We start from the raw sequence: 13,725 nt of genomic DNA on the forward strand, positions 1-13,725 counted from the left end.
GAGGCCACTCACTAGGCCTCCTGAGACCTGGCCGCACGGAAGCGGTTGGGGCCCTCGCCGACGAGCTCGGCCTCACCGGTGCGGGCGAGGGTGTCGAGGGCGTTGGCGACCGCTCCGGAAGACCGGCCGAGCACCTTCGCGATCTCGTTCGCGGTGAACGCTAGGTCGGGATGCTTCGTCAGATGGGCGACGACGTCCGGGCGCAGCGGCCGAGGGGCGCTGCGGTCGCCGCGCGAGGAGCCCCATGTGCTGGTGGTCTTGGGCTGGCTCGTACGGGCGGCCTTGCGCACGTCTGCGGTGCCGGTGTAGATGGCCTCCAACCCCTTGGTCAATGCCGTTTCGTCGTCGGACAAGAGGGCCGCGTAGGTGGTGGTCACGGCGCTGAGGAGGTCGGTCAGGGCGCGGCGCGTGTCCTCGACCGTGCGGGCCTTGGCCAATGCCTCGGCGGCCTGCTGGCGTCGGGCTTCCTCCTCAGCCTGCGCTTGGGCCAGCTGTGCCTCGGCGAGCGCGCGACGGTCGGCTTCCTGTTCCAGAATGCGCATGGCCTCCTGGAGAGAGATCGTGGGTGTCTGAGCGCTGGTTCGATCTGGGGTGGCCTGAGCCTCCTGAGCGGCTGATTCAGGGGCGTCCGGAACCGCCGACGCCACGGTGCTCTCGTCGGGTGTTGTGGGCGTGTCGGTCGTTGCCGTAACCGTGTCGTTCTGGCTCTTGGCGTGGGCGATGATCGGGGCCCAGGTATCGGGTAGGGCGCGCCCGTCCTCGGAACGCCCGCCCGGCGTGCGGACCGCGTGACCTGCCTCAGCGAACGCCGTAAGGGCTTTGGTGGCGGTCGGCCGAGAGACACAGGCGGCCTCGGCGATCGCTGTGATGGAGGCAGAAGGCGTTGCCTTCAGCGCCGTCCACACCTTGCCCGCCGTACCTTCGGGGTGAAATTCCACCGAGGCGCCACTCGTCTCGGACGTCATGTTCATCGCCATTCTTTCTCCTCCGGCTTGGATTTGCGGCCCCGAATTGATGGGGCCTAATTTGTTCGTACACAACGACTATTTCTCGACCCCAAACGCAAAGCAAGCCGATCCGGCGACGCTTGGGTAAAAACAATGGACTCGCGAACATCGAATCTGGCAATGATCTCTCCGCATTGCTATGCCCCAGCCCATTAACCCCAGCGCAATCAGGGGCCGCCCACGGCAGGCCAGAATGCAGAGCCAAAGAATCCAGGGAAGGGCTCGCACGGGCCAATAGAAGGAGGAATCAATGGAGGCAGTGGCAGCACGGTCGGATCGCTTCTTGCCGAGTTATCGACTCGTAAGGCGAGTCGGGCGGGCCACCGGTACCCTGCACGACCGCACTCACGTGCGCCCGGCCGGTAGCGCGAGGGTACCGATCAAGACGGCAGGACGATCGGCAGAGCGATCGGCGCACCGACCGGCGGGACGATCGACAGCGCGCAAAGGAAGCGCAAGGAAGGTCCGCGCTTCAGGGAAGCAGGTCTTCCTGCGCGTGGGGCGGGTCGTACTCTAAGGGAGTGGGACCAGCCGGATAGCAGCCGGTTGGTCCCACTCTTCGTGGGCGTTCACCAGGCCCGAACTAGCGCATCACCAGGCAGGCATCTCACTGCTGCGCATGACGACAAGCGTGACGACTCCACGGCCTCCTGGCGCTCTCGATGCCAGCGTGGCGGCAACAACACGTGACAGCGAGGGCGCCGGAGCCGACGAGATCACTCACCTCGACGGTCTTGTTGACTCGATCACTGGGCGTCCCGCATCCTCCGATACTTGCACGCCCCTCGCGAGCCTATGGAATTACATCCGTAATAAGCGCATGGCCTGCGAATCCTTTCCTTGCTACGTGCTCACCGTTGCGCGCGGACGCGCTGGTATATCAAGCGTCAACTCGCCGGCTCGCGTCAAGTCGTCAATAATGGCTAGCCGCGCTGATCCAGCTCCTCATTCGCAGGCGGAAATCCTCCTGTAGAGCTGTTCTGTTTGAGGAGACGGCTTCCTTCCTCGATTACGCAGGTGTTCGCGTAGTTCGTCGTAGCAGTAATGGACGGCCTGGAGTCTGCCGAGACGGGCGTAAACCTCCATTCGCCTGCGGTAGAGGTGTTCAGCGACGCCGTCGAGTTCTGTGGCGCGCTCGAGGTAGCTGACCTCGGCTTCGGGCTGTTCCTCCAGATCCGCGAGCTGGGCGAGGGCTTGGACGATGCTGCGGTTGAGAGCGTCCGCTGCCTGCCGAGCCCAGAAATGCGGGACGGTGGAGAGGTAGGAGCCGGTGTAGAGCTCCGTGGCAGCGATCAACGCGGCCGCCCTCTCCGAGCCTCCGGCCCGAGCGGCTGCGATGAGAAGGTCGCGGATCTGCCAGACGTCACAGGTGTAGAGGTCGGGGTTGATGCGATACCCGGTGCCGCCGACGAACTGGATGACGACGCGTCCATAGTTGCCGGGCATCCCGATGGCCTCGCACATCTTGGCGCGCGTTGCCTTCAGCAGGCCGGCGAACCGGTCGTTCGGTGCATCGACGTCGGGCCAGAGCTTGTCGCCAGCGGCGGACTTGGTCAGCAAGGAGGAACGGTGCTCGGCGAGCAGGCCCAGGAGCGCCCATGTGTCGGTTCCCCAGCCACCTGCCGTTCGGCCACGCCCCTCGATGGCGCACTGGCCGATGAGACGGATCACACCGCGCCGATCGGCTCCTGCGCTGTGCAGAACGGCGGTAGATCTGATGGTTGCCAAAGCGGGCTGTGCGGACAGGTATTCCTCATCCGTCCTGACATGCGAAGTCGTCGCTGGCGCCTGCTGCGGGCCCGTATCACCGTGAGGGACTACAGGGGCGAGGACCGTCTGTGCTGTGTCCACACCGTGAAGGCGAGCGTCCGTGGGTGGATGCGCCGAACGGTTGCGCGAGTGGAATGAGCCGAACGCCACCAGGAGTCCGGCCATAGCCTTGATCGCCTTCCTGACGTGCTGCCGCCGCATGCTGCCTCCTTGCCGCTCTTGACCGTGTGGACTGATCGAATCGCGTGCGGCGGCAGATCAGAGGTCCTGAAACTCCTCACGGCGGCTACTGAGCAGGGGCACGGGGTCCAGGATCGCTAGAACGCCTTGCGCTACGGGGTTTCTGGGCCGCTGCGCCCGCTGGTGAAAACCCACCATCGCGTGGAACCACCCACCGCTCGACACGTCCTCAGAGCATCATCACCGTGAGCATCGAACCCACTACCCTCTGTCTGGGGGTGTTAGTGGACGGGCAGAATCAGATCAATGCACAGCGCCTGCTGGCAGGCGTTGTTCCAGACGAGATCTTCGCGTCGTACTCGAAGCTGCTCGCGGAAGACGGCTGTCATGAGAGCGACGCCGCCTCCCTGCTGGGCGGTGATGAGCGGGTGGCGGAGCTGACCGCTTGCGGGATGGCACATCTTCGACCGGACGGTCCGTTGATGCCACCGCGGCTAGTGCCCGCGCCGCCCGAGCTGGCGTTGCAGGGTGTTCTGTCGGATCTCTCACGCCGCCTCGTCAACGATCAGGAACGGCTGCTGGCCGGGCACAAGCGGCTGAGTGAGTTCCACCAGACATCCGCTGCCGCCTCGCCGAGCGCCGGGATGGACCGGCTCGTGCAGATCGTCACCGACCGGGACGAGATCAGCCGCCTGTCGTACGCGCTCATCAACGCGGCCCGGCACGACTGGCTCACGCTGGACAACTACGTCCTGGAAGCGCCCGTCGAAGACTCCACCGGATACGCACCACTACCGGTGTTCGAGGGCCAGGTGCGGTGCCGCGCGATCTACGAGACCCGTTGCGCGGAGCATCCGATCGGCGCGAAGACGATCGAGGCCGCGGTGGCCGCCGGAGAGCAGGCGCGGCTGCTGCCTCGTATTGGAATGAAGATGAAGCTCGCGGACGAAGCGGTCGCGCTCCTTCCGCTCACACCCACGGGGATGGGCGGAGCACTGCTCGTGCGCTCCCCCGTCATCGTCGGTGCCCTGCGGGAGTATTTCGAGCTGCTGTGGGAGAAGGCGATCCCGTTCGGTAGCACCAAGGCCGCCGGGCCGCTCACGCCAGCACAGGCGCAGGTGCTGCAACTGCTTACCCAAGGACTGTCCGACGAGGCGATCGCCCGGCGGATGGACATCAGCGTCAACACCATGCGCAGACACTGGACCGCCATTCGCGATGAGCTGGGTGTGGAGACCCGCTTCGCCGCAGGAGCCGCAGCGGCGCGCCGCGGCTGGATCGACTGACTCGAGAGGCCGTCACATGCTCGGATATCTGGACTTCGTCCCCCAGCAGCGATTCCAGCGCACGCTTGCGCTCTCTCCCAATGGCCGCATGGTCGCCTATTCCAGCCATGCCTCCGGCCACTACGATCTGTGGATCATCCCCGTAGCCGGTGGTGAGCCGCGCCGCGTGGCGGGCTTTGACAACCGGACGGTACGGCAGTTCGCCTGGACACCCTCCGGCGACCAGCTGGTCTTCACCGCCGACGAGAACGGGGACGAGCAGTTCCGCATCTACATGGTCGCTCTGAAGGGCGGCGAACCGACCGAGATCAGCTCCGGGCCGGACTGCCAACGCATCTTGGCCGAATCGCCGTTCGACCCCACCGGTCGTTTCCTGGCCTACACCGCCAACGACCGCGATCCGGCCGCCCAGGACCTCATCGTCCACGATCTCGAGACCGGCGGTCTCCGCCACTTCACGCCTCCTGAGGGTGTCGCGTTCGAAGCCGTCAGCCTCTCCCCCGACGGCCGCTGGCTCCTGTCGACCGGCTTCCGTTCCAACACCGACATCGCGGTCTATCTCACCGATCTGAGTGATCCGGACGCCCAACCTGGTTGCGTGACGTCCGCCCTCGGCGAGGGTGTCTTCGAACCCGGCGCTTGGGCTCCGGACTCCAGCGGCTTCCACCTGCTCACCGATCACTGGAGCGAGTTCACGGCCGCCGCCTTCTACAACCTCAAGACCAAGTCCCTGCACGCCATCGCCAATCCGAACTGGGACGTCGAAGCCCTCGACGTCGCCGACGGAGTCCGGATCTGGTCCGTCAACGAAGCCGGCCGTTCTCGCTTGCACGCCGAACGCGACGGTTCCCCGATCTCTCTTCCCGATATCCCACCCGGAGTCATCTCGGCTCTGTCCCTGGCATCGGACGGTTCCCTCGCGGTCGTCCTGATCGACTCGGCGGCACGGCCGGCGGAACTCGCGATCCTGGACCTGGTCGGCCAGGAGTTCCGCTACCTCACCGACACCCGCCCCACGGCCCTGCGTGTCATCGACCCCATCGTCCCCGAGCTGATCACTTACCCGGCCCGCGACGGACGCGATGTCCACGCCCTGCTCTACCGGCCGAACGGTCCAGGACCTCATCCGGTCCTGCTGTCCATCCACGGCGGCCCGGAAGCCCAGGAACGCCCCATCTACGCCCGCTCTGGTCTCTACCAGCACCTTCTCCACCAGGGAATCGCCATCCTGGCTCCCAACGCCGCCGGATCGACCGGTTACGGCACCGCCCACCAGAAGCTCATCTACCGCGACTGGGGCGGCATCGACCTTGACGATCTTGACCACGGCGTCCGGTACCTGCAGACCCTCGACTGGACCGACACCAGTCGCCTCGCTGTCATGGGGGCTTCGTACGGCGGATTCGCCGCCCTGTCCTGCCTGGCCCGCCTTCCCTACTCGTGGGCCGCAGGCGTCTCCATCTGTGGTCCCAGCAACCTGGTCACCTTGGCGAAGGCGTCACCTCCCACCTGGAAGACGTTTGTCTCCACCGTCCTCGGCGATCCTGATACCTGCGCCGAGCACCTCTTGGAGCGCAGCCCCGTCACTCACGCCGACGGCATCACCGCTCCCCTGTTCGTCATCCAGGGAGCCCACGATCCACGTGTCCCCCAGGCCGAATCCGATCAGATCGTCACCCGCCTGCGCGAACGGGCTGTGGAAGTCCGGTACGACATCTATCCCGATGAAGGCCACGGGTTCACCAACCGCGCCAACGAACTCACCGCGTACGAGGCCATCAGCACCTTCCTTCACGCCCACCTGATCGCCACCGGCGCCAATCACCCCGAACCACTCCAGACGGGATGACGGCCCAGAACTGAGCGGTGCCCACCCGCAGAACGGATGGGCACCGCAGTTCACACCAGTCAGCGCTCAGAGCTCCTCAAGGACTGTTCCGAGTCTGCCTGTGCTCATCGCCTCTCTTCTCCGTGCGTCGGCCTGATAGCAGCAGGCCGACGTTTTCATCCCGCTACGGTGCCCGCGCACTCGACGTCCCGGGCCTTGAGTTCCAGGTAGACCCATACCGTGTGCCCGGTCTCCGGGCTACCGACTCGAGAGAGCTTCATGGAGAGCTCCTTGACGATCGCGAGTCCCAGCCCGCCCACGCTCAGCTCCTGCTCGGCCTGCTGACGCTTGTACTGTGGGATCCCGGCTCCACCGAGATCGCAGACCCCGATGTAGGCCGGGCCTTCGATCGGTAGCTGAACCTCCACCCCGAACCAGCCTCCCGTGTGGCCGGACCGGGTGTGCAGCAAGGTGTTGGTCGCGAGCTCAGACACGATGAGTCCGGCGTCGTTCTCGCGACCCGTTCCGGCGAACAACGCCTCGACCATGCGCCGGGCTTGCCGTACCTGGTCCATTTCCCCGGAGAACACGCACCGCCACGCCATCCGTGCGGGCGCGCGCATCCAGTCCTGTCGTTCCTGCGGGGTCGTCGTTTCGATCATTCGCAGCGTTCCTCCTACGGCCGTGGGCCGTCGCGTCCGGGGCGGATGCGACGGGCCCCCATGGGGACCTGACTCCACATCAGGGGTCAAGTCGTCAGATGGATGCGGGACCTCCTTCCGGAGTTGGTGGGCGGCAGCGCGCCTCTGCGCCCGTTTCCTGACCCGACTCATGGCGCATCAGCGGCTCCTCACCCTCAGGTGAGTAGCGAATTGGTCACCCACAGCGAACACCTGCGAAAACGGGGCTGTCAGGAAGAGACTGGAGGAGATTGCAGGAGGACCTCGGTTACCAGCGCATAGGTGATCCCAGAATGAGCGAAAATGGCGCTAGGCCAGACTGGGTGGAGGACATCCGCGCGAAGCGCCTCCGCCGGTGCTGGACTCAGAACGAACTGGCACGGCAGCTCGAGCTCGCTGCTGACCCGAGGACACGCGCCACTCTGCCGAGCCGAAGCTCGATCATCCGGGAGGTCCGCTTCCATGAGGCAGGCACTCACCAGCCCGGCCCGGTGTACGCCGAGCTCTACCGACGTGTATGGGCTCAGAACCCTGAACCTGAGACGGCATCGCCATCCGATCTGCCCAGCGACCACATGGCCCTGGCTTGGACAGTAGGGAGGCTCAACCTGCGCGTAGATCGCCGGACCATCTTGCAACTGGCGGCGGCCGCCACCGCGGGCGCGGCACTCGACCCTGCCCAACGCCTCATGCGGGCTCTGGGTGGAGACCACCGGCCGGACGATGCGACCATCGCTCATCTTGAAGACCGGACACGTGGCTTCCATCGCATCGAAGAGCACATCCCCGCCAAGTCTCTCTACCCGGCGCTGATCAGCCATTTGAACGAGGTGAGCACCTTGTTGGAAAGTGGCCTTCCGGATGCCCATCGGGATCGCCTGGCGGTAGTGGCCGGGGAGAGCGCCATCCTGGCCGCATGGTTCGCCTGGGAGCTGGGGGACGAGCAAATGACGGCCTCCCACATCCGCCTGGCCAACGCGGCTGCACAACACGCGAAGGATCACTCCATCGCCGCCTGCATGGCCGGGTACCGCTCGTACATGACGAGTGGAGACGGCGCCCGGAGCACCCGACTCGTTCAGTGGGGGCTCGACCGGATCGGCGCGGGTGACCCCGCGACACGAGCATGGTTGCTGGCCCGCCATGCTGAGGAGAGTGCACTTCTTGGGGAACACCGTGACGCGTTGCGCTCGATCCGCGAAGCGGGGGACGTCTACGCGGGCGCGGACATCAACGCCCGTCCATGGACGTGCTTCCTCGACCCGGGGCGCTTCGCGTCCATGACGCTGACCGTCTACTCACGGCTCAGACGACATGAAGATTCCATCGCCGCCATGGACGAGATCGCGCTTCACCTCGGACCAACCACTGAGATCAAGAAGTTGTGCGTCGTCAAAGCCGAGATGGCACTCGCGCATTACCGCCTCGGAGACGTCACCGAGGCGGTCGCCTGCGCGCGATCCGCCCTCGACGCCACCACGGCGATGGGCTTCCCGCTCGGCTGGGAGCGTCTCGACAACGTCGCCGCGGAACTCAAGCCCTCACGGTCTCAGATCGCGACAGAGTTCCGCACCGAGTACGCCGCTACTCGCCCTTCGGGGAAGCAGCCGTCTCCTCTGTGATCCAGTTCAGGTAGCCGGCGAGGCCGCCCTCGATGGGGACGGCTACGATCTCCGGCGTCTCGTAAGAGTGGGCCTCCCTGACAACCACGATGAGATCATCGAGTCGGTCCATCGTGGTCTTCATGAGGATCAAGTACTCGTCATTGCGCTGGATCTCGCCCTTCCACCAGTAGGTGGAAGTGATTGGGCCACTGATCTGGGCGCCTGCTGCCACGCGGCTCACAACCACCGCGTTGACGATGCGCTCAGCCTCTTCACGGCTGTCAGCGGTCACGTGCACTTCGACATGGCGCCTCATGATGTCGAGCGTACGTCCCTGAAACGATCACTGCCGTTGTTCTGAATGCGTCCGCGCAGAACCTCCAGTTCCCGCCTCAGGGCATACGGCCCGACGAGCATCAGGGCGTGTACGGCGCTCACTTCCCTAGCGGATGCCCAAACACCCGAGGTGGGGGCCTGGAAGGGGAGGACCTCGATCGAATGGACACGGAACGCGGTCGGGTCCAGGTATCGCATGCCTCCGGTCCCGCACAGATAGGTCGTCGCGCCGGTCAGCCACGCGAGATCGGCGAGCCTCTGCGATCGTTCACCCCGCGCGAGCAGATCGCTGCTGTGCAGGATTTGCCCCGGCCACTCGACCTCCTCAAGCAGCAGACGCGTGGACAACTCCGTTACGTCCGCCAGCCGGTCCGTTCTCTCGAATTCGGCGAGCAACGGTTCCAGCTGCCTCTTGAACGCCTGCCAGTGAGCGCTGTGCCCATAGTGGTCGGCGAGCAGTTGGGCAACGCGCCGGCGGCAACGGATCGGATCGGCCAACCTCGCTCCACGGATGGAAGTCGAGCGACCGTGCGGCAGGTGGGTGGCGATGGAGAGCCACTGCGGCTCCCGCGAGCCGTCGAACGAGGCGAGACGTGCCCGGTGTTGGTAGTCCCTGCGGGCGAACTGCACGTCGTCCAGGACGATCCAGTAGTCGGCGGTGAACAACTTGGCCAAGGTGGCCAGCCGGGGGAAGAGGTTGGGCTGGTGGATCGCGCACACCTCGCCGTACGGCGATTCAGGACGACAAGAGCCTGCTGTCGAATCCGGCGCGGAGAAGAGCCTGGTAGGCGTCATGTACCTCTCCTGGGACGAGCTGCTCGATGGCGTAACCGAGCTTGGGGTACTCGATCACGCGCTGGAGGTCGCCGACGAGCATGTCGATGACCAGTTTCGGATCGCCGATCGAGCTGACGTAGTCGTCCAGCTCCAGTGGCTCGGAGGCACACACCACCTCGACGTCCGGCCACACCTTCCGCGCCGTGGCGTACGCCCGGCGCTCCATGTACGGCTTGGAGACCAAGAGGACCGAACCGGGTTGGATCCCGGCGTCGGCCAGCACCTGACGGGACAGTGCGATGTTCTGGCCGGTGTTGGTGGCGTTCGATTCCAGAAGGATCGCTTCATCCGGTACGCCGAGTTCGAGCGCGTGCTCACGGTAGTGGACGGCCTCGCCACGAGGGAATCGGGCCGCAGTGGTGGGGCTGGTGGCGCCGGAGAACACCAGCAGTGGGAACCACCCAGCGCGGTACAGCTCGACCGCAGCACGCGCGACCCCGAGGTCGTGGCTGCCCAGACCGATGGCCACATCGCACCGGCGCAGGTCGTGGTGCATCTGGTGGTAGTCCCAGATCGCGCGCGCGTGTCGCCACTGCTCGTCGGTGATGACCTGCTGTTTGACGCTCACTCGGCTGCTCCCTGATCGCCGTGGGAAAGAAGAACGGTGGTTCTCCCCTGGGTGGACCGCTGGATGCCCTCGATGCTGCGCAGTTGGTGCGCGAGCCCATGCTTTGCGGCCTCGCGCGCGGCACGATCGAGGATCACCAGCCCATCATCCACGGTGGCCCGGTCGGAAAGCAGGATGTGCCCGTAAGCCGTCTCCAGCCGTACTCGTTGCATGGGGACGTCGGTGACGGCGGTGGCGCGGGCGAGGTCGATCAGGCGCAGCGCCTCCGATAGGTTCTCGGAGCCACGGTGGGCCAGAGCGAGTTTCTGGTGCGCGACCGACCAGTCCTCGGGCTCACCGAGGCTCTCGAACTCGCAGATGGCGGTCGTCATCAGGCGGGCCGCGTAGTCGTTCTTGTCGTTCTTGCTCAAGGTGGTGCCGACCCACAGCCTGGCTCGTGTCCGGTCGCGTGGGGAGAGCCGGTCGTCTACCGCCAGCGACTCGTACTCCTTGGCGGCCTCGTCCAGCCGGCCCGACATCTCGGCGACGACCGCCAGCGACAGGTCGAGCTGGGCGATGCGGCGGGGGATGTCGAGCTGGCAATAGATCGAGCGCGCGCTGAGGTAGGAACGACGAGCTGACAGAGGGCCGGCCACTGCGCCTTGGTCGCGTTGGAGGTCGCCGAGCAGCGTCGTCGATCGGGCGAACAGGTACAGGCCCTTGTCGTCGAGAGCGTGGGGATCGTAGCGGGTGAGCCATCGGTTCAACAGGTCTCTGGCGTAGCTGAAGCTCTGGCGACTGAGGGCGACCACACTGCGGTCGAGGTCGTCGGTCCACGTCTCGTAATCCCAGGCTCGTGGTCCCACGCGCGTGACTCGGAGACCTTGGTCGGTGTTCTGCGCCAGTTCCAGGAGTTGGGTCTCGAACCGCAGGTGGGCCGCCGAGTCCGCACGGGCGAGCGCGGTGTCCAGGATGGCCTGGGTGTCAGGGCGGGGCCGGGTTGCGGGACCGAGATGGTCCCACTTCGCCACGGTGCGGGGAGCCACTCCGAGGTGCTGGGCGAATACCCGCACGCTCATCCGCAGGGCAAGACGAAGCGCACGGGCTTCGAGGCCGGTCCACTCATGCACGCTCGTCACGTCGCTGCTCCCTTCCACGGCCATGGAAGCACGCAGAGCCATCGAGGGACTACTGAAGTGCAACGCAAGTGCGACAGCAGGTCGTTTCCAGCCGGGTCGGCGCTGACCATGCTCGAAGTGCGGGCCAAGAACCCCGACCACGGTAAGGACGGCTACCTTGTGGACACTCACCGAACAACACGATGTGGATCGCCCGATCGTCTACGGGTACCTGCGCCTACACCGCTCGACTCCCGAGCGACAGGCAGCGCTGACGGTGACCCTCGCCCAATACTGCGACCAGCACGAATTGCGGCTCTGCGGAATCTTCATCGAGCGACGACCCGAGTCGGTGGATGCCCCGGCATTCGCCGGCCTGCTGGACGTCCTTCTCCTGTCGGGCGCCTACGGGGTGGTTCTGCCCTCCGCCCGTCACCTGGGCGGGAAGCAGGTGGCCGCTCGGCGGCGGGAACAGCTCAAGGCGACTGGCGCACGACTGCTGTTCGTACGTGGCCCTCTCCGTACCGCGCTCCGGAGGTCGGACCTGGCCGGCGTCCCCGGAACGGCTGAGCCCGGCGTGGCAGCCGCCACAACACGCGGTCCTGCCACGCCGAGCGCGAGCGGCCCGGTGTAGTCGTCCCCGCCATATCGCGCCTTCGGCGCAGGCCGAGCGGTTGTCTCGGTCGGCCTGCGCCATCAGAACGTCCCTGTCACCAAGGAGGAGCCCGTGCTGACCCGTGAGGCCGAAACCGGCGCTGACGCGACAGCGAGGAGGCAGGTGGCGGATCTTGCGGTGAGGCGGCCCTCCGGTCTGCGCCATCAGCCGGTCCTCAAGGAGATATCGATCTTGGCGCCCGACGCCGACGAAACAGCGTGCAGGGACGTCCCTGGCCAAGGCGATCGTGCACGCGCGGCTGAGCCGACGTTCACGCCAGCCAACCTCAGGTGGGAGGCGTACACGCCCAGAGGCGCTGTCCTCCGCATCAGCTGCACATCCTGCTGTGGGGCCTACGAACTGGCGTCCGAGGGCGGGCAATCGCTTGTACTACGGCCGGACGGAGACGGAGGCCATGAGGAGACAGCGCGCGGCCTCCACCGCCAGGCCCTCCGCGTCTACATCGCTCTCGCCGAAGCACACCGCTCCGAGCATCTGCGCCGCGGCGGACGCCCTTCCCCAAAGAGAAGGGACGACGCGGCTGAGCCACCCAGCCGCCCGCCGGCAGCCTCGACCGACCAATTGCCCATCACGAGCAAGAAGTCTGTCCAGTCGTGATCGCTGTCGCACTGGCGCCCGACATACAGGCCATGCAGCTCGTACAGTCCGGCATCCGCTCAGGGACGCGCGTGTCGGAAATCGACCAAGGAGGGTCCATGGACCGTTCCGTACTGCTCCCGTCCGGGAGGCTCAGCATCGGCAAGGTGTTCGACTTCGAGGCGGGACACCGGCTGCCTGGCCTCCCGCCGGGGCACAAGTGCTCTCAGCAGCACGGTCACAGCTATCAGGTCGAGGTGATCCTCACCGCGCAGGCCCTGTCAGGTCCCGGCTTCGTCACCGATTTCGGAGACCTCTCACCCTTCAAGAAGTTTCTGGATGCCGAGCTCGACCACCACAACCTGCACGAGATCCTGCCCTTCGAGCCGACTTCAGAGCGCCTGGCTCAGTACCTCGCCGGATGGTTCATCCAGAACATCGAGCCGAACATTCCAGGCCAACTCGTCGCCGTCCGGGTCCGCGAGACCCAGCGCAGTTGGGCTCGCTTCGACGCGGAGCAGCGATGACGGGCACCGACGCGGTAGCCCCCGTCAGCGATGCGGCATTCTGGCTGCTCATCGCGGAGTGCTTCGGCGTCTCCGAGCCGACCTTCCAGGGCGAAGGCCGAAGCAGCGGCGTGCCGGCCCTCTTCATCCGGCTATCTCGGTGCAACCTCACGTGCGACTGGTGCGACACCAAGTACACGTGGGACTGGAACCAGTTCGACCCGCGCAAGGAGTCGACGCGGCGAACCGTAGCGGATCTGCTCGCCTGGGCACTCGCGTCGCCGGTCGAGCTGGTCGTCATCACCGGCGGCGAGCCGCTGATCCAACAGCTGGCGCTGATCCCTCTGGTGCGGGGCCTGCTCGCGGGAGGCAAGCAGGTCGAGTTCGAGACGAACGGCACCCTGGTTCCGAACTCGGCGCTGCTGGTCGACGGGGTGCGCTTCAACGTGTCTCCCAAACTCGGCAACTCCGGCGTCGCCGAGCACAAGCGGATCGTGTCCAGCGCGCTGAAGGCGTTCGCGGACAGCGGGCGGGCGACGTTCAAGTTCGTCACACGCACGGTGGCGGAGCTCGATGAGATCAGCGCCATCGTGGACCGGCACGGCCTGGCCCCGGTGTACGTGATGCCGGAGGGGACCACGGCAGAGGGTCTCATCGAGACCATGCGCCTGCTCGCGGACGCCGTCGCGGCCCGCAGATGGCATTTCACCCCACGTCTGCACGTCCTGGCGTTCGCCGAGGCCCGCGGACGATGACCCCCTTTCCCCCAGCCTT

The 13,725-nt window shown here is 66.0% G+C and carries 13 protein-coding genes; 6 read left to right on the forward strand and 7 right to left on the reverse strand.

Translation table 11 applies throughout. The features are described 5' to 3' along the window. Positions 1 to 11: 11 nt before the first annotated feature. Positions 12 to 977, reverse strand: coding sequence for a hypothetical protein (locus MF672_RS09550; RefSeq protein WP_242373365.1), 966 nt, complete (start codon positions 975 to 977; stop codon positions 12 to 14). Positions 978 to 1,952: 975 nt separating this feature from the next. Next, positions 1,953 to 2,978, reverse strand: a complete 1,026-nt coding sequence (locus MF672_RS09555) for an AfsR/SARP family transcriptional regulator (protein WP_242373366.1) — start codon at positions 2,976 to 2,978, stop codon at positions 1,953 to 1,955. Positions 2,979 to 3,202: 224 nt separating this feature from the next. Between MF672_RS09555 and MF672_RS09560 the strand changes: the two genes are divergently transcribed. Together MF672_RS09560 and MF672_RS09565 are read left to right on the forward strand one after the other, a co-directional pair. Beyond that, positions 3,203 to 4,243, forward strand: a complete 1,041-nt coding sequence (locus MF672_RS09560) for a helix-turn-helix transcriptional regulator (RefSeq protein WP_242373367.1) — start codon at positions 3,203 to 3,205, stop codon at positions 4,241 to 4,243. A gap of 16 nt (positions 4,244 to 4,259) precedes the next feature. Then, complete coding sequence (locus MF672_RS09565) at positions 4,260 to 6,092, forward strand: alpha/beta hydrolase family protein (RefSeq protein WP_242373368.1); 1,833 nt, start codon at positions 4,260 to 4,262, stop codon at positions 6,090 to 6,092. A 155-nt stretch (positions 6,093 to 6,247) separates the two neighbouring features. Here the strand turns inward: MF672_RS09565 and MF672_RS09570 are convergent, their stop codons facing one another. Then, positions 6,248 to 6,733 carry an ATP-binding protein gene (locus MF672_RS09570; protein ID WP_242373369.1) on the reverse strand — a complete coding sequence of 162 codons (486 nt, stop codon included), beginning with the start codon at positions 6,731 to 6,733 and terminating at the stop codon, positions 6,248 to 6,250. Positions 6,734 to 7,074: 341 nt separating this feature from the next. Here MF672_RS09570 and MF672_RS09575 point away from each other — a divergent pair, with 341 nt between their 5' ends. Beyond that, positions 7,075 to 8,373, forward strand: a complete 1,299-nt coding sequence (locus tag MF672_RS09575) for an NsdA family TPR-like regulatory protein (protein WP_242373370.1) — start codon at positions 7,075 to 7,077, stop codon at positions 8,371 to 8,373. Here MF672_RS09575 and cutA read toward each other — a convergent pair. From cutA to MF672_RS09595, 4 genes are read right to left on the reverse strand one after another with little or no spacing between them, the layout of a single operon-like run. Then, positions 8,336 to 8,671 (reverse strand): divalent-cation tolerance protein CutA, encoded by a 336-nt coding sequence (gene cutA, locus MF672_RS09580; protein WP_242373371.1) that lies wholly within the window; start codon positions 8,669 to 8,671, stop codon positions 8,336 to 8,338. The two genes, MF672_RS09575 and cutA, sit on opposite strands and share 38 nt — an antisense overlap. Continuing rightward, positions 8,668 to 9,486 carry a WbqC family protein gene (locus MF672_RS09585; RefSeq protein ID WP_242373372.1) on the reverse strand — a complete coding sequence of 273 codons (819 nt, stop codon included), beginning with the start codon at positions 9,484 to 9,486 and terminating at the stop codon, positions 8,668 to 8,670. Before MF672_RS09585 ends, cutA begins: the two co-directional genes overlap by 4 nt. Continuing rightward, positions 9,428 to 10,096, reverse strand: a complete 669-nt coding sequence (locus tag MF672_RS09590) for a YdcF family protein (protein WP_242373373.1) — start codon at positions 10,094 to 10,096, stop codon at positions 9,428 to 9,430. Before MF672_RS09590 ends, MF672_RS09585 begins: the two co-directional genes overlap by 59 nt. Further along, positions 10,093 to 11,214: a helix-turn-helix domain-containing protein gene (locus MF672_RS09595; protein WP_242373374.1), complete on the reverse strand. Its 1,122-nt coding sequence runs from the start codon at positions 11,212 to 11,214 to the stop codon at positions 10,093 to 10,095. Before MF672_RS09595 ends, MF672_RS09590 begins: the two co-directional genes overlap by 4 nt. Positions 11,215 to 11,371: 157 nt before the next feature. Here MF672_RS09595 and MF672_RS09600 point away from each other — a divergent pair, with 157 nt between their 5' ends. The 3 genes from MF672_RS09600 (at position 11,372) to MF672_RS09610 (ending at position 13,706) form a co-directional block, all read left to right on the forward strand. After that, complete coding sequence (locus MF672_RS09600) at positions 11,372 to 11,827, forward strand: hypothetical protein (RefSeq protein ID WP_242373375.1); 456 nt, start codon at positions 11,372 to 11,374, stop codon at positions 11,825 to 11,827. 635 nt (positions 11,828 to 12,462) lie between these two features. Continuing rightward, on the forward strand, positions 12,463 to 12,972 hold the full coding sequence (locus tag MF672_RS09605) for a 6-pyruvoyl trahydropterin synthase family protein (protein WP_242373376.1): 510 nt from the start codon (positions 12,463 to 12,465) through the stop codon (positions 12,970 to 12,972). Continuing rightward, complete coding sequence (locus MF672_RS09610; RefSeq protein WP_242373377.1) at positions 12,969 to 13,706, forward strand: 7-carboxy-7-deazaguanine synthase QueE; 738 nt, start codon at positions 12,969 to 12,971, stop codon at positions 13,704 to 13,706. The genes MF672_RS09605 and MF672_RS09610 overlap by 4 nt, the downstream gene beginning before the upstream one ends. Positions 13,707 to 13,725: the final 19 nt, after the last annotated feature.

Source organism: Actinomadura luzonensis (assembly GCF_022664455.2).
In the GTDB taxonomy this organism is placed as follows: Bacteria; Actinomycetota; Actinomycetes; order Streptosporangiales; family Streptosporangiaceae; genus Nonomuraea; species Nonomuraea luzonensis.